At 28.9% G+C, this 26,006-nt stretch carries 25 protein-coding genes; 3 read left to right on the top strand and 22 right to left on the bottom strand.

Going from position 1 to position 26,006, the window contains the following annotated elements; genetic code table 11:
• Positions 1-43: 43 nt before the first annotated feature.
• Genes AC1B00_RS00660 through pheS form a run of 4 tightly spaced genes read right to left on the bottom strand, consistent with a single transcriptional unit; the run spans position 44 to position 5,424 of the window.
• Positions 44-871 carry a 4-hydroxy-3-methylbut-2-enyl diphosphate reductase gene (locus AC1B00_RS00660; protein WP_488847643.1) on the bottom strand — a complete coding sequence of 276 codons (828 nt, stop codon included), beginning with the start codon at positions 869-871 and terminating at the stop codon, positions 44-46.
• The gene (aroA, locus tag AC1B00_RS00655) at positions 861-2,141 is read right to left on the bottom strand and encodes a 3-phosphoshikimate 1-carboxyvinyltransferase (RefSeq protein WP_488847642.1); all 1,281 of its coding nucleotides are present in this window, start codon (positions 2,139-2,141) and stop codon (positions 861-863) included. Before aroA ends, AC1B00_RS00660 begins: the two co-directional genes overlap by 11 nt.
• The gene (gene pheT / locus AC1B00_RS00650) at positions 2,138-4,444 is read right to left on the bottom strand and encodes a phenylalanine--tRNA ligase subunit beta (RefSeq protein WP_488847641.1); all 2,307 of its coding nucleotides are present in this window, start codon (positions 4,442-4,444) and stop codon (positions 2,138-2,140) included. The genes aroA and pheT overlap by 4 nt, the downstream gene beginning before the upstream one ends.
• A complete protein-coding gene (gene pheS, locus AC1B00_RS00645) occupies positions 4,441-5,424 on the bottom strand; it encodes a phenylalanine--tRNA ligase subunit alpha (protein WP_442862386.1) in 984 nt (327 codons plus the stop codon). The genes pheT and pheS overlap by 4 nt, the downstream gene beginning before the upstream one ends.
• Positions 5,425-5,516: 92 nt before the next feature.
• On the opposite strand from pheS, the gene AC1B00_RS00640 reads away from it, so the two are divergent.
• Positions 5,517-5,879: a histidine triad nucleotide-binding protein gene (locus tag AC1B00_RS00640; protein WP_488847640.1), complete on the top strand. Its 363-nt coding sequence runs from the start codon at positions 5,517-5,519 to the stop codon at positions 5,877-5,879.
• A 146-nt stretch (positions 5,880-6,025) separates the two neighbouring features.
• Here AC1B00_RS00640 and queC read toward each other — a convergent pair whose 3' ends face one another.
• From queC to AC1B00_RS00560, 16 genes are all read right to left on the bottom strand, one after another.
• Entirely contained in the window at positions 6,026-6,697 is a 672-nt protein-coding gene (gene queC, locus AC1B00_RS00635; RefSeq protein ID WP_488847639.1) for a 7-cyano-7-deazaguanine synthase QueC, read from the bottom strand.
• Positions 6,694-7,860 (bottom strand): pyridoxal phosphate-dependent aminotransferase, encoded by a 1,167-nt coding sequence (locus tag AC1B00_RS00630; protein WP_336611113.1) that lies wholly within the window; start codon positions 7,858-7,860, stop codon positions 6,694-6,696. Before AC1B00_RS00630 ends, queC begins: the two co-directional genes overlap by 4 nt.
• Before the next feature lie 11 nt (positions 7,861-7,871).
• On the bottom strand, positions 7,872-9,692 hold the full coding sequence (speA, locus tag AC1B00_RS00625) for a biosynthetic arginine decarboxylase (RefSeq protein WP_488847638.1): 1,821 nt from the start codon (positions 9,690-9,692) through the stop codon (positions 7,872-7,874).
• On the bottom strand, positions 9,689-10,933 hold the full coding sequence (gene hisS, locus AC1B00_RS00620; protein WP_488847637.1) for a histidine--tRNA ligase: 1,245 nt from the start codon (positions 10,931-10,933) through the stop codon (positions 9,689-9,691). Before hisS ends, speA begins: the two co-directional genes overlap by 4 nt.
• Positions 10,917-11,501 carry a dTMP kinase gene (gene tmk, locus AC1B00_RS00615; protein ID WP_488847636.1) on the bottom strand — a complete coding sequence of 195 codons (585 nt, stop codon included), beginning with the start codon at positions 11,499-11,501 and terminating at the stop codon, positions 10,917-10,919. The genes hisS and tmk overlap by 17 nt, the downstream gene beginning before the upstream one ends.
• The gene (gene coaD, locus AC1B00_RS00610; RefSeq protein WP_488847635.1) at positions 11,498-11,959 is read right to left on the bottom strand and encodes a pantetheine-phosphate adenylyltransferase; all 462 of its coding nucleotides are present in this window, start codon (positions 11,957-11,959) and stop codon (positions 11,498-11,500) included. Before coaD ends, tmk begins: the two co-directional genes overlap by 4 nt.
• On the bottom strand, positions 11,956-12,498 hold the full coding sequence (locus tag AC1B00_RS00605; protein ID WP_239816770.1) for a UbiX family flavin prenyltransferase: 543 nt from the start codon (positions 12,496-12,498) through the stop codon (positions 11,956-11,958). Before AC1B00_RS00605 ends, coaD begins: the two co-directional genes overlap by 4 nt.
• Positions 12,495-13,106 (bottom strand): flagellar basal body P-ring formation chaperone FlgA, encoded by a 612-nt coding sequence (flgA, locus tag AC1B00_RS00600; RefSeq protein ID WP_488847634.1) that lies wholly within the window; start codon positions 13,104-13,106, stop codon positions 12,495-12,497. Before flgA ends, AC1B00_RS00605 begins: the two co-directional genes overlap by 4 nt.
• Entirely contained in the window at positions 13,090-14,256 is a 1,167-nt protein-coding gene (locus tag AC1B00_RS00595; protein ID WP_488847633.1) for a molybdopterin molybdotransferase MoeA, read from the bottom strand. The genes flgA and AC1B00_RS00595 overlap by 17 nt, the downstream gene beginning before the upstream one ends.
• Positions 14,253-15,506 carry a UDP-N-acetylglucosamine 1-carboxyvinyltransferase gene (gene murA, locus AC1B00_RS00590; RefSeq protein ID WP_488847632.1) on the bottom strand — a complete coding sequence of 418 codons (1,254 nt, stop codon included), beginning with the start codon at positions 15,504-15,506 and terminating at the stop codon, positions 14,253-14,255. Before murA ends, AC1B00_RS00595 begins: the two co-directional genes overlap by 4 nt.
• Positions 15,503-16,252, bottom strand: a complete 750-nt coding sequence (locus AC1B00_RS00585) for an SDR family NAD(P)-dependent oxidoreductase (protein ID WP_488847631.1) — start codon at positions 16,250-16,252, stop codon at positions 15,503-15,505. Before AC1B00_RS00585 ends, murA begins: the two co-directional genes overlap by 4 nt.
• A complete protein-coding gene (locus tag AC1B00_RS00580) occupies positions 16,249-17,295 on the bottom strand; it encodes an ankyrin repeat domain-containing protein (protein ID WP_488847630.1) in 1,047 nt (348 codons plus the stop codon). The genes AC1B00_RS00585 and AC1B00_RS00580 overlap by 4 nt, the downstream gene beginning before the upstream one ends.
• Before the next feature lie 75 nt (positions 17,296-17,370).
• Positions 17,371-18,510 carry an MFS transporter gene (locus tag AC1B00_RS00575; RefSeq protein ID WP_488847627.1) on the bottom strand — a complete coding sequence of 380 codons (1,140 nt, stop codon included), beginning with the start codon at positions 18,508-18,510 and terminating at the stop codon, positions 17,371-17,373.
• 169 nt (positions 18,511-18,679) lie between these two features.
• A complete protein-coding gene (locus AC1B00_RS00570; RefSeq protein ID WP_488847626.1) occupies positions 18,680-19,225 on the bottom strand; it encodes a hypothetical protein in 546 nt (181 codons plus the stop codon).
• A gap of 49 nt (positions 19,226-19,274) precedes the next feature.
• Positions 19,275-21,758 carry a molybdopterin-dependent oxidoreductase gene (locus tag AC1B00_RS00565; RefSeq protein ID WP_488847625.1) on the bottom strand — a complete coding sequence of 828 codons (2,484 nt, stop codon included), beginning with the start codon at positions 21,756-21,758 and terminating at the stop codon, positions 19,275-19,277.
• A 203-nt stretch (positions 21,759-21,961) separates the two neighbouring features.
• The gene (locus AC1B00_RS00560; RefSeq protein ID WP_336611124.1) at positions 21,962-23,329 is read right to left on the bottom strand and encodes a GntP family permease; all 1,368 of its coding nucleotides are present in this window, start codon (positions 23,327-23,329) and stop codon (positions 21,962-21,964) included.
• A 78-nt stretch (positions 23,330-23,407) separates the two neighbouring features.
• Here AC1B00_RS00560 and AC1B00_RS00555 point away from each other — a divergent pair, with 78 nt between their 5' ends.
• The gene (locus AC1B00_RS00555) at positions 23,408-23,911 is read left to right on the top strand and encodes a gluconokinase (RefSeq protein WP_239816760.1); all 504 of its coding nucleotides are present in this window, start codon (positions 23,408-23,410) and stop codon (positions 23,909-23,911) included.
• Here AC1B00_RS00555 and AC1B00_RS00550 read toward each other — a convergent pair.
• Both AC1B00_RS00550 and AC1B00_RS00545 read right to left on the bottom strand, forming a co-directional pair.
• Positions 23,897-24,376: a thioredoxin domain-containing protein gene (locus AC1B00_RS00550; protein WP_239816759.1), complete on the bottom strand. Its 480-nt coding sequence runs from the start codon at positions 24,374-24,376 to the stop codon at positions 23,897-23,899. The two genes, AC1B00_RS00555 and AC1B00_RS00550, sit on opposite strands and share 15 nt — an antisense overlap.
• Positions 24,377-24,436: 60 nt before the next feature.
• Positions 24,437-25,150 (bottom strand): DUF4198 domain-containing protein, encoded by a 714-nt coding sequence (locus tag AC1B00_RS00545; RefSeq protein ID WP_488847623.1) that lies wholly within the window; start codon positions 25,148-25,150, stop codon positions 24,437-24,439.
• A gap of 201 nt (positions 25,151-25,351) precedes the next feature.
• Here AC1B00_RS00545 and AC1B00_RS00540 point away from each other — a divergent pair, with 201 nt between their 5' ends.
• Positions 25,352-25,984, top strand: a complete 633-nt coding sequence (locus AC1B00_RS00540; protein ID WP_488847622.1) for a superoxide dismutase — start codon at positions 25,352-25,354, stop codon at positions 25,982-25,984.
• The last annotated feature ends 22 nt before the right edge of the window (positions 25,985-26,006 follow it).

Raw genomic sequence — 26,006 nt, 5'->3', positions numbered from 1 at the left:
TATGCCCTATTCTATCACTATTTAACTTACAAGTAATAAATATCTATGAAAAATTTTCAATTTTTTTTACTACTTTTTCAATAATCCAATCAGGTGTACTAGCTCCAGCACTTACTCCACATAGTTTTTTATTATTAAACCATCTATAATCTAATTCATTTTCATTTTCAATTAAGTAACTATCTTCACAATGTTCTTTTGCAATTAAAAATAATTGTTTTGTATTAGAGCTATTTTTTCCACCTACTATAATCATCACATCACTTTTCATAGCAAGCGACTTAATTGCTTCTTGGTTTTTAAAAGTTGCATCGCAAATTGTATTAAAAACTCTTACTTCTTTTACTTTTAACATCAAATAATTTGCAATTTGCATAAATTTTTCTACTTTTTTTGTTGTTTGACTAACCAAAGCTACTTTATTTTTAAATTTTACTTCGTTTAATTCGTTTTCATCTAAAACCACATAATTATTAGTAGTTGCGTAACTTCTAACACTTTTTACTTCAGGATGATTACTATCTCCAAAAATTACTATTTCATACCCTTCACTACTCATTTTTTCAACTATTTCTTGTGGTTTTTTAACAAAAGGACAAGTTGCATCAATAATTTCTCTACCACTTGTTTTTAAATTATCTAAATCTTGTTTAGTAATTCCGTGTGTTCTAATTATCGCTTTTTTTTCATTTCCTAATTCGCTAATATCATTTAAGGTATTAACATTAAAATCATTCTTTAATCTTGTTATTTCATCATTATTATGAATTAATGGCCCAATTGTTGCAGCATCTTTTGTTTTTTCTGCTTGTTTTATAGCTCTTTTCACGCCAAAACAAAATCCATAACTTTTAGCTAATTCAATTTTCATTATTAATACCAAAATTATTTAAAATATCATAAAAATTAGTAAAAGATACATCTATACATTTTGTGTCATCTATATTAATTTCATAGTCTTTTGCTAGTAAAGAAAAGCTCATAGCAATTCTATGATCCGCAAAGCTTTTTAAATTAAAATTATTTCCTTTAACGCTTTTTCCAATAACGCTAAATCCGTCTTCAAATTCTTCGTATTCAACACCTAAAAGTTTATAATTTTCAAGCACTGCTTTTATTCTATCGCTTTCTTTTACTCTTAATTCTTTTGCATTTTTTACAATAGATTTTCCATTAGCATATAAAAACGCTATTGAAAGTGCTGGTATTTCATCAATTAGCCAAGAAATATTTTCGCTTACTTCCACTGCTTTAAGCTCAGAGCTTTTGATTGTAATATCCCCTATGCATTCATAATTATTTTCTTTAATTTCATATTTAATATTAGCTCCCATTTTTTCTAAAACAACAAAAGCTTCAATTCTAGTTTTATTTAACAATACATTTTTTAATTTCAATGTAGAGTTTTTGCTAATAGCACATAAAACTGCAAAGAAAAATGCTGAAGAAGGATCGTTTGGCACTTTTATTGAATATGGCCTTAATTTTTGAGTCATTGGCTCAACCTTAACTATATTATTTTCTACTTTTATAGGTGCATTCATTAGTTTTAATAGATTTTCAGAATGATCTCTACTTAATTCATCTTCGCTAACTTCACAACCATTACTTAACAATCCAGCTAAAATTAAAGCAGTTTTTACCTGAGCTGATTTTAAATGATTATGGTATTTAAAGTATTTTATATTTTTTCCAGCAATCGCTAAAGGTGCATAATTTGCTTCATCTCTTCCGTAAATATTTGCACCTAAATCATTTAATATAGCACTAACTCTTTTCATAGGTCTTTTATTTAAATATTCATCTCCGCTTAAAACAAAAAAACCTTTAGAACTAGCTAAAAAACCTATAAGTAATCTCATTAAAGTTCCTGAGTTACCGCAATCAAGAACTACATTAGGAGAAATTAATTCTTCAGGTGGAGTAATTATTAATTCATCTTCTTTAATTTGAACTTTTGCACCTAATTGCTTTATTACTTCTAAAGTATGCAAACAATCTTGCGCATATAAATAATTAAGCACCCTACACTCGCCGTTAGTTAGTAAAGAAAACAAAGCAGCTCTATGTGATATTGATTTATCGGCTGCTATATTTTCTAAAGCTATATTAAATTCTTTTTTTATTGCTGGAATTTTCATCTTAATTTTAATCCTATTTTTTCTAATTCACTTATGATTTGACTAATTTCATTATTTACATCATCATTTTTCAATACTTTTTCATCATCTACAAAACTAAAATTAATACTTAAACTTTCAAAATCTTTTAAGCTTTCATCTTGATATAAATCAATGATTTTAAACTCTTTTAGATTTTTAATATTTAGATTATTAATTAAGTTTTTAATAATTGAATAATCATAGTTTTTAGGTACTAATATGCTTAAATCTCTTGTTGTTCCTTGGAATTTAGAATAAGATTTTGCTTGAATGAAATCATAAACTAAAGCATTAAAATCAATTTCACACAAATAAGTAATAGGTAATTCTAATTCATTTTCTAAATGTAAATCAAGTCTTCCAACTACTCCGATTTTTACTCCATTTTTATAAATATCAGCTCTTTCAAATTCACTAAATAAATGAAAATCGCTAGTTCTTAATTCAAATTCTTTTAAAATTGTCTTTAATTCACTTAAAAATGTAAAGAAATCAATATTTTTTGCTTTTGCATGATTTTTAATATTTGAGCTTTCATTTAAACCTGAACTAATAAAAGCAATTTTTTTACTCTCATTACCTACTTCATCAAAAGTGCTGCCGACTTCAAATAATTTAACTGATTTTCTTGAGTTATTAAAGTTAAATTGAGCTTGCTTTAATAAAGTAGCCATGATAGAACTTCTTAAAGTATTCATATCACTTGTAATAGGATTTATAATTTCATTCTTAATATATTTTAATCCTAATTTTTCTAAGAATTCTTTACTATCAAACACATAACCAACGCTTTCAAAATATCCACTCATTAAAGCTCTTTTTCTAAGCTCTAAAGATTTTTGATAATTTAAATAAGTTTTATTTGTTCTATTTGATTCATAAAATTCTAAAGGTTTTGGCTTTATATTATCAATTCCTATCATTCTTACAATTTCTTCGCAAATATCTGCTGAATTGCTTATATCGTGCCTATAAAAAGGAATTTTAAGATATATATTATCTTCTGCAATACTTAGCTCAAAGCCTAATCTTTTTAATATTTTTACAACATCGTTTTTCTCACAAGTTTGACCTATCATTTTTTCTAATTCTAAAATATTGCAACTTATTGAAAGCTTTTCTTTGGTTGGAGTGTTTTGACATGAGCTTCCATAAATTTTAATATTTTTATCAAGCTGTAAAAGATTAAATAAATAATCAATTCCGATATTTAACTCAGGCTCACTACCTCTAAAACTTCTATAAATATCAGTATTTTTATAGTTTTTGTGAGTATTTGCTACAATGTTTGGATTTACATAATTAGCTACTATTAATATCTTCTTACTTTCATTGCTGATTTTAAAATCTTCATTTTGAGTAATTCCTAAAACAGCTAATTCTTTGTCTTTAAATCTAATTGCAAATTCTTTATTTTCTTTTGTTTTAACATCAAGGCTAATTTGTTCGCATTCATCACATATTTTGTTTAAATCAAAAGCATTAAATAATACACCGCTTGCATGGGTTGAATATGATAATAAATTTTCAATAGAATTTGATTTAAGCTCTTCAATGCTTGCTAATCTTAATTTTACTTTTAAAGAATTTTCAATATCTTCTAATAATTCAATGGCTTTTATACTTACATTACCATCTATTCCATCGCTAAAATGAACATTTAAAATTCTTCTAATGCCTTCTGCATTATCAATATCTTTAAAAGCTTTTCTTTCTTTTAGATTAATGTCTAATGCAGCACTTAAATCCCTAGCAACTCCATTTATACTAAGGCAATCCCCGCGATTAGGGGTAAGTTCAATTTCAATTAATTCATCATTAAATAAAGAATATTCACGAAGTTCTTTTCCTAAAACAAGCTCTCCTATACTATCATCTAAAACCATTATTCCATCATTGATTTTTGCAAAACCAAGCTCGGTTGATGAGCATATCATACCATTACTCTCAACTCCGCGTAATTTGGCTTTTTTAATAATAATTTCACCTATTTTAGCACCTTCTAAACTAACTGCTACAAATTGTCCTGCTTCCACATTTTTAGCGCCACAAACTATTTGTAAAGTCTCATTACCAACATCTACTTGGCATACGCTTAATTTCTCAGCATCTGGGTGTTTTTCTTTGCTTAAAACTTTTGCTACTACTACTTTAGCAGGAGCTATTAGAGTATGAACGCCATCTACTTCTAATCCTATACTATTTAAAGTTGTTACTAATTCATCTGTACTTATATTTTTTAAATCTATAAATTCATTCAACCAATTTTTACTAATAATCATTTAAATTGCTCCAATAATCTTAAATCTCCTTCAAATAACGACCTTAAATCAGGAATTTTATGAAGTAACATAGCAAATCTTTCAACACCTAAACCAAAGGCATATCCACTAACATTTTTATAACCTACATTTTTAAATACATTAGGATGCACCATTCCACAACCCATAACTTCTATAAAGCCTGTTTTTTTACATACTCTACAACCACAACCGCCACAAAATACACAAGAAATATCAACTTCAGCACTAGGTTCAGTAAATGGGAAAAAGCTAGGACGAAATCTAACTTTAACATCACCAAACATATATCTTAAAAACTCTTCTAATACATATTTTAAGTTAGCAAAAGATATTTTATCACCCTCTTCTACTACAAGCATTTCAATTTGATGAAACATCGGTGTATGAGTCATATCAAAATCTCTTCTAAACACAGCACCAGGTGCAATCATTCTAATAGGTGGATTTTGTTTTTGCATTGTTCTTATTTGAACTGGGCTTGTTTGTGTTCTAAGTAGCATTTTATCAATGAAATAAAAAGTATCTTGCATATCTCTTGCAGGGTGAGATTTAGGTAAATTTAAAGCCTCAAAATTATGAAAATCATCTTCAATTAATGGACCTTCTTCTAAGCTAAAATTTTGTCTTACAAAATAATCAATGATTTTATCCATTGTGCTCATTACAGGATGAAGTGCTCCTGAACTTGATTTTTCATCAAAATAAGCAAAGTTAAAAGCATCTTTTTTAGCTTTTGCTTTTATAAACTCATCTTTTAAAACCTTTTGTTTTTGAGCAAAATTATCATTAAATTCATCTCTTAGCTTATTTAAAATTTCTGCTCTTTGTTTCTTTTCATCGCCTTCTAAGTCTTTTAACTTAGCAAATTCACTTGTTAAATATCCTTTTTTACCAAGAATTTGCACCTTAATTTGCTCTAATTCTTCAAGCGAAGAACAATTATTTAAACTTTTTAAAATATCTTCCAAGAGTTAGCCTTTTTGTTGATTTTTTACAATTTTAGTGTAAATTACATAAATAAACGATTAAAATTATTAAAAAAGGAAAGAAAATGAGTGATTTAAATGTTTTTGAAAGAATTGTTATCGGAGAGCTTCCTTCAAGTAAAGTATTAGAAAATGATGAATTTTTAGCTTTTCATGATATTGATCCAAAAGCTCCTGTTCATATTTTGATTATTCCTAAAAAAAGATTTACAAGTTTTCAAGAAGTTGATGGTGCTACAATGGCTAAAATGACTAATTTTATTCATGAAGTTGCAAAATTACTAGGCCTTGATAAGAGTGGTTATAAACTACTTACAAATGTTGGTGCTGATGCAGGACAAGAAGTATTTCATTTACATTTTCATATGTTAGGTGGGCTTAAATTATTCATACCTAAAGTAGAAGAAAATAAAGAAGCTTTATTTTAATTTCCTAATTCAAATTCCTAATCCAAAAAAAAGAATTTGAATTAGGAATTAGGTTTGCTGTCTAAACTAGATAAAACTACAATAGCTAACAAATATAATAAACCTAAATAACTTAAACAATCTATATATAATTTAAATAATTTGAATTAGGAATTACTTTCGTATTTTATTAAATCTTTAAATCCTGCTTCGCTAAAACCTTTTAATCTTAATTGACAAGATTCGCATTTGCCACAAGCTAATTCGTTGCTATCATAACAACTATAACTAAGCTCCAAAGGTGCTTTTAAACTCATTCCAAGTTTTACGATTTCAGATTTTTTAAGTTTAATTAGTGGAGTAATGATTTTTATATCTTCTCCACTTCCTTCTTTAATAAATGCTGCAGTTTTTTCTATAAAATCTAAAGTAGTGTCAGGATAATTGCTAGAATCTTCGCTAACTAAACCTGTATATATAGCACTTGCATTAAATCTTTGTGCAATTGCTGCTGCAATACTATAAAAAATACCATTTCTAAACGGCACATAAGTATTAGGCACTTTTCCATTTTCTCCTAAAGTGCCTTTTGGAACTTCTAAACTAATATCTGTTAGACTTGAGCCACCAATTTGTTTAAAAAAATCCATATCTATTGCCATTTTTTGTATTTTATAAAAATCACAAATATCATTAAATGCTTTTAGCTCTCTTTGCTCTGTTCTTTGATGATAATTAAAATGAATTGCAATAACCTTATAACCATCACGAATAGCACAAGCAGTGCTTACACAACTATCAAGCCCACCACTTAAAATACTTATAGCAATTTTACTCACTTATATTCCTTAACAAACTCAGCTATTTTTTCTATACCTGCTATGATATTTTCCATTGAAGTTGCATAAGATATTCTAAAATAACCCTTCATACCAAAGCCACTTCCAGGAACGCAAGCTACTTTTTTCTCATCTAAAAGCTTAGCACAAAACTCAACATCATCAGGATTAATGCTAGAGCAATCTATAAATAAATAAAACGCTCCGCTAGGTTTTGAAAGTAATTTAAGCCCTTTAATATCGCTTATCATTTCACAAGCTTTATCTCTTCTTTTCTTAAACTCTTCTTTCATCATAGCAATGTCACTATCAATTTCTCCTACTAAAGCAGGAATTGCAGCTGCTTGAGTAATACTGCAAATATTACTTGTGCATTGTCCTTGAAGATTTTTCATAAGTTTATTTAATTCTTTATTTTTACTTGCACTATAACCAAAACGATAGCCTGGCATAGCAGCACACTTGCTAAGTCCATTAATAGTAACGGTGCGATTTAGCGCATCTTCACTTAAACTCGCAAACGCCACAAATTCTCCATCATAAACTAATTTTTCATACATTTCATCAGCTAATACTACAATATTTGTGCCTTCTAAAACTTTTGCTAAAGCCATTAATTCATCTTTAGTATATAAAGCACCAGTAGGATTGCTAGGGTTGTTTAAAATTAATATTTTTGTTTTAGGCGTAATAGCTGCTTTTAGTTCTTCAGCGCTTAATTTGAAATTATTTTTTGGAGTTATGATTACAGGAACTCCGCCAGAATACTTAACTTGCTCAGGATAAGTTACCCAGTATGGAGCTGGAATTATTACTTCATCACCATCACAAACAAGAGCTTGAATAGCGTTAAATAAACTATGCTTTGCTCCAACGTTAGCTATAACTTCGCTTATTTCATAATCTAAATTATGATCTCTTTTAAGTTTTGTGCAAATTGCTTTTAAAACTTCAGTAGTTCCTGCAACAGGAGTGTATTTACCACAACCATCATTAATAGCTTTAATTGCTGCATTTTTTACTATTTGTGGAGTATCAAAATCAGGCTCTCCTGCACTAAAACTAATAACTTTAACACCTTGTTCTTTAAGTAATTTTGCTTTAGCTGTAATTGCTAAAGTTATTGATTCTTCCAAACCTTTAATTTTTTGTGAAAATTGCATTCTCTCTCCTTTTAAATTTTCTTTAAATATCCATTATCATGCATAAATATAAAAAGCTCTCCTAAAATATGCTTTTTAGTTTTTTCGTTTATTAATTCTGAAGAATTGATTTTATCTTGAATTTTTTCATCAATTTCACGAATATCATAATCTAAATCTTCTAAAATATCTCTAATTGATTGACTTTCAATAATGCTTTCAATCTCATAACCTTTTTCATCTATATCAATACTTACTTGCGTTGGATGAGTAAATAAGTTATGTTTCATTCCTAAAACTTCTTGATAAGCTCCAACTAAGAAAAATCCTAAGAAATAATCTTCTTGTTCAACATCAACATCGTGTAAAAATAATGGTCTTTTATTAGCATCATAAGAAATCTCGCCATCACTATCGCAAGTAATATCCCAAATACTAGCTGATCTTGTAGGCGGAGTGTTTAATCTATCAAGTGGCATTACAGGGAATTCTTGTCCTAAGCCCCAAAAATCAGGCAAGCTTTGAAAAATTGAAAAATTCACTAAATATCTTTCTTGAACTTCTTTTTGAGTTCTTAATAAGTGTTTTGGGCTAAGCATAGAAACAGCTTTTTTGCCTATCAAATGGGTTAATATTTCAGCATTTGAGCGATCTTGTAAATCCACATAACCTAAGTCAAATAAAGTTAAAATGCTATCTAAATGATCATAACTATCGTGCATATATTCAATTGCATTGCTAGGTTTTATGTTTTTATATAAATCGCATAATTCATCTATTAATTGTGGATTTTTTTCTTTTAGCTGCATTTTGCTTTCTGAGTATTCTTGAGAAAAAAGCTCAAGCACAGGAGCAACTAAAACAGCATGAGAGCCACTTACAAAACGACCACTTTCTATGTAAATATTAGGTTCTATTTCTTGCTTTTGTGCTGCTAGAGTTTTTAAAATAAATACAATATCGTTTGCATATTCGCTTAAAGTATAGTTTCTTTGTGAAGTTTTTTGAAATTGAGAATATTCAATAGCTAAACCACCACCTATATCAATATTTTCAAGATTATTTGCACCCATTTTGCGTAATTCAAAATAGATATTTCCTGCTTCGCTTAAAGCCTTTTTAAGTGGATGAATATCATTTATTTGTGAGCCTATATGAAAATGTATCATAGTAAAGCAATCTAGCAAATCATTTTCTTTTAATAGTCCTACTGCTTCGATTAATTCTGTTGAAGTTAATCCAAACTTAGAATTAATTCCACCACTTTTAGCCCAAGTTCCACTTCCTAAAGAATGAAGCCTTACTCTAAGCCCTATTTTTGGTTTTATTCCAAAACGCTCTTTTGCTGTTTTGATAATTACTTCAAGCTCGTTAATACCTTCAATAGTTAAAGTTATATTATGCCCCATTTCAGCAGCAATAAAGCCCATAGTAATTAATTCTTTATCTTTAAAGCCATTAACAGTAATTGGAGCGCCTTCATTATTATAAGCCATAGCAAGTAGTAATTCACCTTTACTTCCAGCTTCAAGACCATAATTTAAATTTTTTCCAAGCTTTACAAGACTTTTTACAAAGCCTGGGAATTGATTAACTTTTAATGGATAAACAGCATTAAAGCTCCCACGATAATCAAATTCTTTTATAGCGTTATTAAAATTTGTATAAATTTGTTCTATTTGTTTTTTGATTAAATGATTAAATCTTAAAATTATAGGACCTTTATAACCATCATCTAAAAGAGTATTTACTATATCAATAATAGCAGGCTCACTTCCGTATTTTAAACAAACCTTTCCATTTTTTATAATAAAATTATCATCTCCCCAAATATCTATGCCATAATCGTTCATAAAATTTCCTTTAAAACTTCATATTTTATGCTTTTTTGTTCGCCACTTTCTAAGTCTTTAAAAAACACTTCATTTTTACTAGCTTCATCGCTACCGATTGCTATAAAATATTTATAATTTTGTTTATCAGCTGTATTTAAGTGTTTTATTAGTTTTTTTGCATCATAGCTTAGGTTTATTATTTTACCTGCTTTGCGTAGATCATCAACTAATTTATAAGCGAGCTCTAATAATTCTGTATCAAGCACACAAAAATAAGTATTTTGTGGTTTTTGCTCTAATTTTTTGCTTTTTAAAATATCCATTACACGCTCAACACCCATAGCAAAACCTACTCCATAACTCTTAGCTCCACCTAAATACTCAACCAAATAATCATATCTTCCACCGCCTGCTATTGCTGCCTTTGCACCTATTTCGCTACTTTCAAACTCAAATGCTGTTTTTGAATAATAATCAAGCCCACGAACTAATCTTTCATCAATTACAAAACTAATTCCATTATCTTTTAAAATCTCTTGTAATTTAGCAAAATCAGCCCTACTCTCATCATCTAAAAACTCACTTAATTTAGGTGCATTAACTAAATGTTTTGAACAATTATCGTTTTTACAATCTAGCACTCTTATTACATTCGTAAGCCTTCTTTTTGCACAATCTTCGCAGAATTTAAAATCGGAATTTGATTCAACCTTTGTTAAATAATCTCTAAGTGCTGCTCTATAATTTTGTAAGCATTCAGGCGAGCCTAAAGAATTAATTTTAAGAGTATAAGCAATATCAAGCTTTTCAAAAATTCTAGCAAGTATCATAATAACACTAGCGTCTTCATAAACACTTGCTATATTAAAACATTCTAAGCCAAATTGATGAAATTCTCTATATCTTCCACGCTGTGGCTTTTCATAGCGAAACATTGAACCATGATAAAACCATCTTTTAACAACTCCAGCTTTATCCATTTTATGCTCAATAAAAGCTCTTACGACCCCAGCAGTTCCTTCAGGTCTAAGACATACGCTATCTCCGCCTTTATCTAAGAACTCATACATTTCTTTGCCTACAATATCGCTACTTTCTCCTACGCTCCTTTTAAATAAAGGAGTAACTTCTAAATGTGGCACTTCAATATAACTATAACCATAAGTTTTTGCTACTTCTTCACTAGTTTTTATAATCTTTTCATAAATTAACGCATCTTCATCTAATAAATCATTCATTCCTTTAATTGCATGTATCATTTATATACTCCTTAACAATCTTATTTATTTCTTCTATACTTAATCTTGCATCTATATTTAAAACATTAATATTTAAAGCTTTTATTATTTTTTCATAATTTTCTTGAACTTTTAAAAAGTATTCTACGCCTTTTTGCTCTATCATATCAAGAGATTTATTTGCTAATCTATCTTTTAATAAATCTTTATCGCCTTTAAAAAATATTATATGATTTGGCAAAATATTATTAGTTGCAAATAGATTAAAATCTAGCAATTGTTTATAATCACTATCAACTTCATATGCTAAATGCGATATTAAACTTCTATCGGCTATTATAAATTCTTTTTTAAAATCAATCGTAGAAAATAGCTCAGCTCTATCTGCTAAAAACAAAAACATTCTAGCTCTTTTGCTCATTTTTTCGTTTAATATCAATTCTCTTAATTTTATTCCTAGCTTAGTTTCACCTGGCTCTTTTACAAAAATCGGCTGGAATTTGAAATAGGAATTTGGCAAAGATTTTAATAGCTCAATTTGAGTGCTTTTACCTAAAGTATCAATTCCTTCAAATGCGTAATAATTCATTTTAAATCCTTTAAAATACTTGCAGGAACTAGCTTTGAAATATCTCCGCCATGAGCTTTTATACTTCTTACAATTGAGCTTGATATGAAAGCATTTTTAAGACTTGGCATTAAATAAATAGTATCTATTTCTTCGTTTAATTCAGCATTTGCATAGTGCATTTGTAATTCGTATTCAAAATCACTAACCGCTCTAAGTCCTCTTACTATCGTAAAAATCTTTTGCTCTTTTGCAAAATCAACTAATAAATTATTAAAGCCTATTACTTCTACATTTAAATTTTTTGTAGCACTTCTTACTAAATTTAATCTAGTTTCTAAATCATAGCTAGGTTGTTTTTTATCATTTTTAGCAACTGCAATTACTAATTTATCAACTATCTTAAGTGCTCTTGTAATTACATCTAAATGTCCGTTAGTGATAGGATCAAAAGTCCCTGGATAAATTGCTTTTTTCATTCGCTCTTCCATCTTTTAAATTTTTTATATTCAACACCAAGCAAGTCACACCATTTTCCTATTACAAATTCTTTAAAAGAACTCTTTGAATATTTAGCATAAATTGCAGGGGCTATTATACAGCCTAATTTATTTAATTTTAAAATATTTTTAAGCATTATTTCATTAAGTGGCATTTCTCTTGGTGCTATTATTATTTTTCTATTTTCTTTAAGATTTACTGCAAGACTTCTTAATATTAAAGTATCGCTAAAACCATAACTAGCCTTTGCTAAAAAATCGCTACTTGCATAATAAAAAGCCGCATCAAGCTTAAAACTTCCACTTGAAACAGAAGCAGCTAAATCATCGTTTTTTAAAAGAGTAATATTTGTATTTTTTATATATTTTTTTAATTTTTTATTGTTTTCTTCTTTTAAAACCTTTAAAGCACCTTTACTAAGGATTAAATATACTTCATTTTCTTTACTTAAAACTTTTGCTAATTTTAAAGCAAGATTAACCCCACTAGCTCCATTGATTGCTACTAAAAATCTCATTTTATTAAAACCTGTTTTTCATTTATTATTTCGCCTGTTAGATTATGTCCTTGAGTATTTTTAAGGCGTATTTTTTGACCCTTTACGCCACTTTGTAAAGCTATTAAGTCAATAAAAACACTCAAATCCCCATCATCTAAAATCCCCACAACACTATCATCTTTATTGATTAAATAATTTGGCATAAGCATTGAATACTTTACAATACTTCCTGCATTTGCTTTGGTTTTAAATCTAATTTCTTGATTTAAATCCCTTAAAGCATTAAAAGGAACTTTAGAAAAATCAATCTTTTCACTTTTTAAATCAAGAATGCTTATAAGCTCATCTTTTAAAACATTCTTTTTAAGTATATAAACCTTGCTTAAAGCTTGTAATTTAAAAGAAATTTGCTTAGTTTCTTCACCGCAATTTACTTTAAAAAAACCTTGCTTACTAAGAGCTGGGTAGCTAATTATTTTGCAATTATTATTAAGTTCAGGTTTAAAACTAAGGCTAGTAACTTCTAAAAAACTATCTTGTTTTTTCCAGTGTTTTATCAAATCTTCGCTTATATTATTTGCAAACAAGCTAAGGCTTAGTATAAATAGGCTAAATGTTTTGTTCATAAACTCTTACTTTTTCGCCTTGTTTTATATCACAATCAATATCGCAAATTATATAATGAGTGCATTTGCTTAATGGACTAATTTGACCACTGCTAAGCTTTGCGTTATTAAAAGGCACAAAACAATCATCAATAATATTACCTATTACAATATTTTCTTTAGCATTTTTAATACTCAAATCTTGTGAAATAGGACATTCGTAAGATAAATTCCTAAATGAAATTCCAAGCATTTTATAAATAATTTTTCTAGCATAAATTAAAGCTCCTATATAAGCACTCATAGGATTACCTGGTAAAACTAAAATATATTTATTATCTTTATGATACAAGCTAACAGGACCTGCAGGTTTCATTTTTACCTTTGTAAAAATAGGAGTAAAGCCTAATTCATTTAAAGCCTTTTTGATAAAATCAGCATCACCTACACTTGCAGCTCCAATGCTTACTACTAAATCAAAATTATCAAAAGCACCTATTAAAGCATTTTTAACATATTCATATTCATCTTTTAAAATACCCAAATAAGTTGGTTTTGAAAAATCTTTAAACGCTGAAAAAATACCATAAGCATTAGAATTATATACTCCAAACCCTTTTGAATATGGCTCAATTATTTCTAAGCCACTTGCATAAATTCCTACTTTAATTTCTTTTAATACTTCAATATTAAAAACTCCGTTGCTAGCTAACATCATTATGATTTCATCAGTAATTACACCTTTTTTAATGATTAAATCACCTACTTTGTATTCTTCGCCTTCATATCTTATAGCTTCGCCAACTCTTAAACTATCGCTTGTAGCATACATTAAATCATCTTTAATGATTGATTTTTCAACCATCAAAACACTATCAGCACCTTTTGGTAATTTTGCTCCTGTCATAATCTTAACGCATTCGCCACTTTTAATTTCGCATTCACTCATATCGCCTGCAAAAATAGTTTTTATAACTTTAAGACCTTTATTAAACTCACTTGCTTTTAAGGCATAGCCATCCATTGCTGAGTTTGTAAATAAAGGAGCATTGCATTTAGCATAAAAATCATTTGCTAAAACTCTTCCTTTTGCTTCAAATAAATTTATTATTTCAGTATTATTTATTTCTTTAATTAATTCTATATTATTTAAGGCATCTTGAATTTTCATTCTTCTTCCTTTAATTCGGTAATATCTGCACCTAATTTGCTAAGTTTTTCGCATAAATTCTCATACCCACGCTCTAAGTGATAGATTCTGTGAATATAAGTTATACCTTCTGCTGCAAGTGCTGCTAAGATTAATGCTGAACTAGCTCTTAAATCAGTTGCCATTACATGTGTGCCTTGTAAATTAGAGTTTTTAACATTAGCAATATGTCCATTTAGCTTAATGTTTGCTCCCATGCGATTTAGCTCACTTACATGCATAAAGCGATTTTCAAATAATCTTTCATCAATAATGCTTTCTCCATTTGCTTTAAGACAAAGTGCCATAAATTGTGCTTGCATATCAGTTGGAAAGCCTGGATATTCAGAAGTTTGAATATTTGCTGCTTTATAATCTGATGAAAACATTTTTATAGAATTATTTAAACTTTCGTATTTAATGCCCATTTCATCAAATTTAGCAAGTAATGCGCCTAAATGCTCAGGAGTTATATTTTTAACTTCTATATTTGATTTTGTGATTGCACCTGCACAAAGATAGGTTCCTGCTTCTATTCTATCAGGAATAATTTCGCAAGTAAAATCACTCTTTAAACTATCAACTCCGTTAATTTCTAAAGTATTTGTCCCTATTCCTTTAATTTCTACACCAGCTTTCATTAAAAAATCGCATAAATTAACTATTTCAGGCTCACAAGCTGCATTTATAATAGTGGTTTTACCTTTTGCATAAACTGCGGCTAAAATTGTATTTTCGGTAGCTCCTACTGAGATTTTATCAAAATGTATTTTTGCCCCAACTAATTTTCCACTAGCTTTAACATAGCCATCAACTAATTCAATCTTAGCTCCCATTTTTTCTAAAGCACTTAAATGCAAATCAATCGGACGCTGACCTATCGCACAACCACCTGGAAGTGATACTTCGCAAGTATTAAATCTACTAAGCAATGGTCCAAGCACTAAAATACTTGCACGCATTTTGCGAACAATATCATAAAGAGCTTTAGTATTAAAAACATTGCTTGAATCGATTGTAACGCTATGATTATTTAATTCATAGGTTGCACCTAAATTCTCAAGTAGTCTTAACATTGTTTTAATATCTGATACTAAAGGAAGATTTGTTAAAGTGCATTTTCCTTTAATAAGCAAAGCAGCAGCAAGTAGCGGTAAAGCAGCGTTTTTAGCTCCGCTAATCTCTACACTTCCACTAAGTTTTGCATTGCCTTTTATTTTTAAATATTTCATTCTTTATCCTTTTGTATATAAAATCCAGCCCAAGTTTGAGTAACAGGCATTAGTTCTATTCTATTTATATTTACATGATCTTTTAGATTAATTATACTCATAATAGTATCGGCTATATCATCAGCACTTAAGTATTTTGTATTTTCATAAACCTTATCTGCTGCAATCTTATCGCCTTTAAAACGAACTTCGCTAAATTCAGTTTTGCATAAACCTGGTGCAATATCAGTAATTTTTATATTATTTTTTCTTACATCATTTCTTAATGCGTGAGAAAATTGTCCTACGAAAGCCTTAGTTCCTGCATAAACATTTCCACCAAAATAAGGGTTATTAGCAGCAACTGAACCAAAATTAAATATATGTCCGCCGTTTTCAAGCATTCTAGGTAAAATCTCATGAGTTACATATAAAAGACCTTTGATATTAGTATCTACCATAGTTTCCATATCTTCTATACTTAAATTATGAAATTCTCCAAGACCAAGCGCTAGTCCTGCTGAGTTAATTAAAACATCTATTGTTTTAAAATCATCAGGCAAATTATCAACAGCTTTTTTAATAGCTTTATAATCTCTTACATCACAAGCAATAATGCAAACATTATCTTTATAAGTTTTTTCTAATTCAACTAATTTTTCTTTGCGTCTTGCAAGAACAACTACTTTATAATTATTTTCTAAAAGTTTTATAGCACATGCCTTACCAAAGCCACTACTTGCACCAGTTACAAAAGCTGTTTTCATTCTTCTTTCTCCTTTAATCCTAGTTCTTTTAAATATTTTATATTTTCTTTATTATCGTAAATAATTGCGTAATCAAGAGCATTTAAACCAAAATTATCGCTAACTTTATAATCTGCATTATTTTCAATTAATAATTTTAGGGTTTTTAAATCAGCCAAAGATGCTGCATGAATTACTAAGGTTTTTGATGGATGAATATACGAGCAAAAAGAAATATAATAAGGAAGATTAGTTTTTAATTCTTCTTCGCTTTCAATTTGCTGTAAATTAAGATTTGCTCCATATTTGATTAATAATTTTATGGTTTTAATATCGCTTATTTCTACTGCATAAAAAATCGCACTTTTTCCAAAACCATTCAAATAATTTACATTTGCATTATGTTCTAATAAATATTCTAAAGCTTCGTAATAATCAAGCGCATAAAAAATCGCACTCTCATAGCCTGAATTTATATTAGTATTATTTTTTGTTAAAAACTCAATTATTTTCATATCTTTTTTATCAAGTAATGCTAGTTTTAATAAAAAGTCTAATTGATAATAATTAGGGCTAATTTCGTTAAGATAAGCGATACTATCTTCAGCATTATCAATTTTTAAAAATTCTGTATAAATATCATCTAGTTTAATAAATTTATTTATTGAACCAAATGCTCTCATTCCAAATCTTTGAATGAAGTTTTCGCATGATTTTTCATAATTTGTTTTTGATAATTTTATGAAATGCTCTTTATGTAATTTACAAAAATTATTCGCTTGCTTATTAAACTCATCAAAAAGTCTTTTATTACCTAAACTCTGATAAGCCCAGTATTTAAAATAATCATAATATTTATCATAATCTTTTATAGGTTCAAGATTTTTATCATTGTAAGCTTTGTTTAAATCATTTACATAATTATCTAAAATTACAAAATAATCATGTCCATTGCATTCAACATTTCTTCCGCTAATTGTTTCTGCTAGCTTAAACACCTTTTCATCACTTAATTCCTTTGAAAAAACAAAAGCACTAATTAATAAAAATATAATCTTTTTCAATGCAAATCCTAATAAATTAATGGCTAAAACTTTAGCATTATTAAATAATTATTTGGTAAGAATTTGAATTAGGAATTAGCTTTTAGTTTTTTTGTAAAAATATATTAAAAGTAAGCATACAAACATAAAAGCCGAGCAGATAAAAAACACTTTTGCTTCATAAATATTATAAAAATATCCACCGCTTAAGCTCCCTAAAAAAGCTCCTATTCCAAAAAAACTTTGATTAATTCCAAATATTCTTGAATTAATTTGCTTTGGGATATTTTTGCGAATTAGAGAATAGATACTAGGCATGATTGAGCAAAAACTAATGCCTGTAATAAAACGAGTAATGCAAAATAAAATATAATTATTGCAAGTAAAATAATGCAAAATTAAGCAAATTAACAAGCAAAAAACACTTATTAAAATAAGATTAATTTCTCCATAGATTTTTGCTAATTTTGAAAGCCTTGGAGCAAATATTGCACTTGCAATTCCTGCGAGGCTAAAGCAAAATCCAGTTGCAAGTTCTTTGTTTTCAACTAAATTTGATACAAAAAGTCCGATTATTGGACCTATGAAAGTTTGAGAATATTGAACCAAAAATGAAGCTATACATAAAATAATTACGAAAAAATATAAATTACGACCAAGGCTTATTTTTTCTTCTTTTTTAATAGGGCTAAATTCTTCTTTTACAAAAAATAATATAAGTAAAAATATGCTAATTAATAAAAATCCCGATATTGCAAACTGCACTCTAAAATCAAAAAAGTGCATTAAAACCCCACCAAACAAAGGTCCAAGTAATGAGCCTGTAATTTGAGATGAGCTTAGTTTTGCTAAAGAATAATTAACTTCATCTTTAGGAGCACTAACTGCTATTAAGGCTATACAAGCTGAATTAAAGCCTGAGAAAAAGCCCATTATAAATCTTAAGATTATAAATGATTCTGCTGTTTTTAAAAATACGCTAACTAATAAACATAATCCCATTCCAAGACTTGCACGAAGTAGCATTTTTTTGCGACCATATTTATCAGCTAATATTCCCCAAATAGGTGCAAATAGTGCCATCATAAGTGTGCTACCTGCGTAGGCTAAGCCACTATAAAGGCTGATTTTGTCTTTGCTAACTCCGTATTCTTGCATTATAAAAGGTAACAAAGGTAGGATTTGATTCATTGCTAAAGTGCTTAAAAATGAGCCTAAAGATACGATAATTAACATAAACTTAAAATTACTTTGCATAGCTTAATTATAATAGCTCTTTGTAATTTATATTTATAATTCCTATTTTAAATTCTTTTTATTTTGTGTATTTTTTATAAAAAATCAAAAAGAATTTGAATTCGGAATTTAGTTTTCAAACTAATTCCTATTTCAAATTCCTTAATTTTTATTCATCACCAGGAGCAACTCTTTGTAAGTATTTTACCATTTTATAATATTCATTTTCATCTAAACTTGCATTATCTTGCATTGATTTTATTGTGCTTGGCCATACGTTTTTACTAAATTCATCATAAGGATGCAGGGCATGGCAGGTGCCACAGCGTTCTTCAAAAAGCTCTTTACCCTCATTTATCACATCTTTTTCACCTAAATTAGCATTATCAATATTTGCAACTAATTCTACTACTTCCCATTCGTTTTCGTATTCATCAGTTTCTACTCCTAAAACCTTAGCAACTTTTGCATCATTAAGATTTACGCTAGATGATAAAACACCTAGAGTATCATAAATAATTTTTCCACCTTTAGGACGATAGCCTTTAAGCTTTATTTCACTATTTTTATTATCTTTTTTAACAATATCAACTTTTGTTCCGATAATTATTGTTCCTATTTCTTTATTTTTTTGATTTATTGATGAGTTTTGCATTACATAAGTATTTGCTAAAAGCGAGCTTGCAACTAAACTCATAATTATTAATTTTTTCATTCATTTCCTTTATAAAAATTACTCACTGCTAAAAAGCAGTGAGTTTAAATTATGCTTTAAATTTTGGTTGTCTAAATAAATCAAGAGTTGGTATATCTTTAGTATATTTTTCAACTTCTACTAAAGCTGTAGCTTGGTTACCGCATGCAAGCTTAGAGCTAGGAATATCAGCTATAAGCACATTCACATCTCCGTGTAAGCATAAGCCTTTTTTATCAGGGTTATACCATGAGCCTTCTTGCATTCTAATTACACCAGGTTTAACATAAGGAGTTACTAAAACACCACCTAAAATCTCGCCCCTATCATTATAAATTCTAACAATATCGCCATTTTTAATACCACGAGCTTTTGCATCAACTGGATTCATCCATAAAGCTTCTTTACCATCAACTTCTTCAAAATCCCTTACTATTGTATTGTTAAGTTGTGAGTGTAAGCGATATTTTGGATGTGGTGTAACCATATTTAATTTATATTTTTTAGCATTGCCTAAATACTCTGCTGGTTCATAGAATTGAACTAAACCTTGACAATCATCTAAATTATATTTTTCTATTTTTTTAGAGAATATCTCGATCTTACCACTTGGAGTTCCTAAACGATTTGTAATAGGGTCATCTCTAAAATCTTTCATTTTTACGAAATTTTTTGCTTCTTCAGGAGCTTTAAATTCTACATAGCCAACTTTCCAAAATTCTTCAAAACTTGGCATATTTAAGCCACTTGCAGCTGCTTTGGTTCTTGATTGCTCGTAAAAATACTTAATCCATTCATCAGCGCTCCTACCTTCTGTGAAAGCTTGATATTTTTCTTCACCAAAGTGCTTAATAATTCCACAAAAGATATCATAATCATTTTTTGAATTATACATAGGTTTTACACACTCTTTCATTGCGAAAATATATTTATTTGTGTGTGCTTTTGTAATATCGTTTCTTTCAATTTCAGTTGTAGCAGGTAAAACTAAATCAGCATGTCTTGCACTAGCAGTCCAAAAACAATCTTGAACGATAAAGCTATCAACCTTAGCAAATGCTTTTAATTGTCTGTTTCTATCTTGGTGATGATGCATAGGGTTTCCGCCCGCCCAATAAATTGATTTAATTAATGGGAATGTTTTTACTTTTCCATCAAATATATATTCTTTATTAGGATTTTCAAGCATATCTACAATTCTTGAAACAGGAATTACTTCGTTTTCTCTATCACTCCACTCACCTTTTACTGAAGTCTTTGTACTAATTCCTGCAAGTCCAGGGAAACCACTAAAATTATTCGCCTTGTCTTCAATATTTCCACTATTTGCATTTCCTGTAACTGCACCTGGAGTTGGAACCCCGCCATCTGAATAATGATAGCTAAAGCCGTATCCACCACCATCAAGTCCAATTTGTCCTAAAACTGATGCTAGAGTAATCATAGCCCAGTGAGTTTGCTCTCCATGATGAGCTCTTTGGAAACCCCAACCTGCCATAATCATTGTTCTATTTTTTGCCATTAGTTCAGCTAATTCTTTAATCTTAGCAGCACTTACTCCTGTGATTTTTTCTGCCCATTCAGGAGTTTTAGGATTTTTTTCATCAAATAATCTTTCTTTTAATTTTGCAAATCCTACTGTGTATTTTTTAAGGAATTTTTCATCATGAAGATTATTTTTAATTAAGTGATAGCACATTGCCTCAACCATTGCAACGTCAGTTGTAGGATTTATAAACACTTGCTCAGCCCCAAGATATCTAGCTGTATCATTATAAACTGGGTCAATATTTATAACTTTAATTTTATTTGCTTTTACTAAAGCTTGTAATTTTTCTAAATATTCGTATGATTCATGTAGTGGAACACCCCAAGCAATTTGATTAGTATTAATCATATCGTTAGACCATAAAACAATAACTTTTGAATGTTCTAAAACATTATCCCATGAAGTTTGTTTAGCGCTTGATTCATCAACCCCACTAATATAAGGAGTAATTGCACGAATGCAGTGAGTTGAATAAGTAAGAGTTCTAGTAGTGCAACCTCCTGCAATATTTAGCATTCTTCCAAGTAAGCTTTGTGGGTTATTTACACTGCCTACACAAAACCATCCATAAGAGCCACCATATATTGCATTACTTCCGTATTCTTTATAAACTCTTTTTAATTCATTAGCTACTAATTCGAAAGCCTTTTCCCAGCTAATCTCTACAAATTCTTCTTTACCTCTTAAGTTTTTAGGAGCTTTTGCAAAGCCTTTTTCTAAAACACTTTTTCTAACACTTGGATTTTTTATTCTATCTTGAGCATATACTCTATGAATTACCCCATTCATTAAGCTTGTAGGTTTAACATCACCTTTAAAAGCCTCAAAACCTTCTGCTTTTTCACTTCTAATAACTGGATGATAAGCTCCGAAGTGTGAAGCACTTATTAAACTTTTATCTGTTTTTGGCATTGCATCAAAACCAACAAAATCAACAGCACCAAGGCTAGTAGCAGCTACTCCTGCTGCACCTTTTAAAAAGCTTCTACGAGATAACTTTTCCATATTTTCTCCTTAAATTTAATTAAAACTTAATTTTTTAAGTTAATAGATATTATAAATAATTTTGCTTAAATTTAATTAATGGAATAATTAAAATTTATCTATTTTATAGGGCATACCCCCCCCCATAAGAAAATTTTAAGAAATAATATGAAAAAGAATAAAATATCCCTATTTCAAAAAGAATTTGAAATAGGAATTTGAAATTAGAAAATAAATTTATAAATAGCTAGAATAATTAGAATAAAGATAAAACCTATAACTCCGATTAAAGTTTCTAGCATAGTCCATGTTTTAAGAGTTGTTTTTTCATCAAGTCCAAACAATCCTTTAACAAGCCAAAAACCTGAATCATTAAAGTGAGAGCAAACTACACTACCGCAAGCAATAGCTAAAACAATTGCAACTTTATCAAATTCTTCTAAGCCTGTATAAGAAGCAATTACAGGTGCCATTAAACCTGCTGCAGTTGTTAGTGCAACGGTTGCTGAGCCTTGAGCTATTCTAATTGCAGCAGCTATTATAAATCCTGCTAAAATTACCGGAACACCTAAATTAGCTAAAGTTCCAGCTAAAGCATCACCTATACCACTAGCTCTTAAAACCCCACCAAACATTCCACCTGCTCCTGTAACTAAAACAACAGAGCAAATTGCAGGAAGTGATTTTTCGCAGTATTTTTCAATATTTTTTGCACCTAAAGTATTATAAAATGTAATAATACAAATTATTAAAGTAATCATTAAAGCAATAGGAGTTTGCCCTAAAAGATTTAAAGAATTAAATAAAACGCTGCTTTTTGAAAGCACATCAAGTTTTTGCATAGATGAGATTATTGCACTAATGAAAATTAAAACAACAGGAGTTAATAAAATCATTAAAACGGTTAAGAACTTAGGCTTTTTCTTGATTTCAATTTTTTCATCTTCAAATAAGTCAGGTGCTTTAAAATACATTTTCTTACCTGAATAAAGTCCAAATAAATAAGAACTAAAATACCATGTAGGCAGACCTATTACAAGACCTAATATTAATACCCAACCAACATTCGCATCAATAGTTGCAGCCGCAGCAACAGGTCCAGGGTGTGGTGGTAAAAATACGTGCATTACAGAAAACGCACCAACAGAAGGAAGTGCATAGGTTAAAATTGAGCCTTTTAGCTTATGAGCAACACTTAAAATAACAGGTAGCATTACAATAAGACCAGCATCAAAAAATATAGGAAATGCAAATATTAATGACGCTAAACCTAAAGCAAAAGGAGCTTTATTTATGCCAAAATATTCAATCAAAGTATCTGCTAAAACTTGAGCTCCACCTGATACTTCTAATATTTTGCCTATCATTGCACCAACACCAACTAATAAAGCAACACTTGCTAAAGTTGAACCAAAACCACCTAACATTACTCCTAAAATCTTATCTAGTGGAGTATTAGCTGCAAGAGCAGTTAAAAAACTTACGATTATTAATGATATAAAAGCATGAATTTTTAGCTTCATAATCATAAATAGTAATAAAACAACTGCAATAGCAGCGACACATAATAAATAAGAGGCACTAAGCTCCATTACTTCTCCTTTTTAGAAATTTATGTAATATTAAGAAAAATAAGTTAAAAATAGCAAGATTTTTAACAAAGGATTAAAATGAAACATTATAACATTGTAGTAATGGGTGTTTGTGGCTGTGGTAAAAGCACGGTAGGAGCTATGCTTGCTAATAATTTAGGAGCTAGTTTTATAGATGGAGATGATTTACACCCAAGAGCAAATATAGAAAAAATGCAAAGCGGAACACCTTTAAATGATGAAGATAGAAAGCCTTGGCTTGAAAGAATTTCTGATGTGTTTTTCTCAATTTCAAGAAGAGAACGCTCATGCGTTATTGCATGCTCAGCTCTTAAGAAAAAATATAGAGATGAAATAAGAAAATCAGGCAAAATCATTTTTATACATTTATATGGTGATAAAGATTTAATCATGCAAAGAATGAGTAAAAGAAGTGGTCATTATATGAAAGAAAATATGATTGATTCACAATTTGCAACACTAGAATTTCCTAAAGATGAAGAGCTTGTTATAAATATAAGTATAGATGCTCCGATAGGTGATATTGTAGAAAACGCATTAAATCAATTAGAGTTGATTTAATTGCATTTCATTAAGGATTTTTATTATCTCTTCTTTGCTTAAAACGCCTATGTGATAGTAAAATTCCTTCTCATTCATAATAGTATTTTGAAAATCTAAACCTAAAGCCTCGCTAGGCTTGTAGCTTTTGCCATCTTTTGTAAAAAAGAACTGAATAGGTATTAAATTAATAGGAAAATTATTTAATAATTCTGTATTTTCAAAGATATTAATATTAAAAATTTTAATATCATTTCCACTTAATTCATTAAATAAAATTTTTAAAGTTGGTTGAAATTTATTGCATATAGAATTATTGCTACTACAAAAATTAACTAAAGTATAAGCCTTTAAGTCCTTAATCATATCCAAATCAATATAAGATAGTTCAAAAGTATTAACTTCTTTATGATTATTTATAATATCCTTATATACAAATAAAAGAGATGAAAGTATTAAAATAATTAATAAAATTTTTAGTTTCATTCCTTGCCTTAAAATATTTTTAATCTATTTTAAGGCAAAAGGTTTAACTAACTTTACAAATTACTTAGATTTAAAGCTAAGAGTTGCAGTAAGTTGTAATGTATCGCCGTATCTATCAAGGTTATATGGTATTTTAATTCCCGCTGCAATTATTTGAAGTCCATCTTGTGGTTTTGTAAGAGTTAATGTAGCTTGACCATTTTTATCGGTTACTACACCATCAATATCATCATTTTGATCTTCAAATTCTACACCACTAACAGGTTTGCCATCAAGTAAAACTAAAACTTTTAGTTTATCTCCAACCTTTTTTACTAGTGGATTTTCTAAAGGAACAATTTCAAATTTTAAGCCAAGAGCCTTGCTAGAAGCTTCATTCCATTCATAAATACTTTTACCTAGTTTATAGATTTTTCTAGTTTGGGTTACTTCGTTTGCTCCAGTAACATCTGTAATTTCATTTCTAGCAAAAGCATAATGCTTGCCATCTTTTGTAAAAGTATAATAACCAAAATCATAATTCATAGTAGCAACTGATGGATTTCCTTCTATAAAAATCTTATTATTTAAATAATCATATCCAGCTTTTAATCTCTTGCCATTTGCATCATAAGCACTAATTCCAAATACTCTATCGCTTTGATATTGACCCCAGTGATCATCAGCCCAAAAGCCTACTTTATAGCCATTATCTGTTTTCATAGGAAAAAATTGATGAGCAAATGCTGTGCTTGCAACAAATAAACTTGCGAATGCGATTTTACTTAATTTCATAGTGTATCCTTTAATTTTAATTTGATAGTGATTATTATAGAAATTCTAAATAAATTTTAGCTTAAAATGATTGTAATTTTAATATTTACTATTAAATATAAAAAAGTAAAAGAATTTGAAATAGGAATTTGAAAATAAAATAGGATAAATATTATCTTTTTATGTTATATTATCTATGCAAATTAATTTAAGGAGATAGAAATGTTTAAACTAAGAACATTAAATTATGCAACAAATGCATTTTCTGGATTTTTGAGTGAAGAAACTTTTAATTTTCACTATGGCAAACACCATCAAACTTATGTAAATAATCTAAATAATCTAATCACAGGAACTGATTATGAGAAAAAAGATTTAGTTGAAATTATTCTAAGTTCTAAAGATGGTATTTTTAACAATGCTGCTCAAGTATATAATCACGATTTTTATTTTGATTGCATAAGTCCAGTAGAAAGCAAAATGAGCGAAGAATTACAAAAAGCTATTGAAGAAAACTTTAATACCTGTAGTAATTTTAAAGATGAGTTTGTTAAAGGTGCTACTGCTTTATTTGGTAGTGGTTGGTTTTGGCTTGTGCTAAATCTTGATACTAAAAAATTAGAATTAGTAAAAACTAGCAATGCTCAAACTCCTATTACTGAAAATAAAGTTCCATTATTAGTAGTTGATGTTTGGGAACACGCTTATTATATTGACCACAGAAACGCAAGAGCTGCTTATTTAGAAGAGTTTTATAAGCATATTAACTGGGATTTCGTAAGTAAAGCTTATGAATGGGCTTTAAAAGAAGGCTTTAATTCAGTTAAATTCTACGCTAACGAACTTCATAAATAATATTAAGCCCATTTATTTGGGC

The organism is Campylobacter sp. DY7 (genome assembly GCF_057802535.1).
This window is presented reverse-complemented; position numbering and strand designations above follow the sequence as displayed.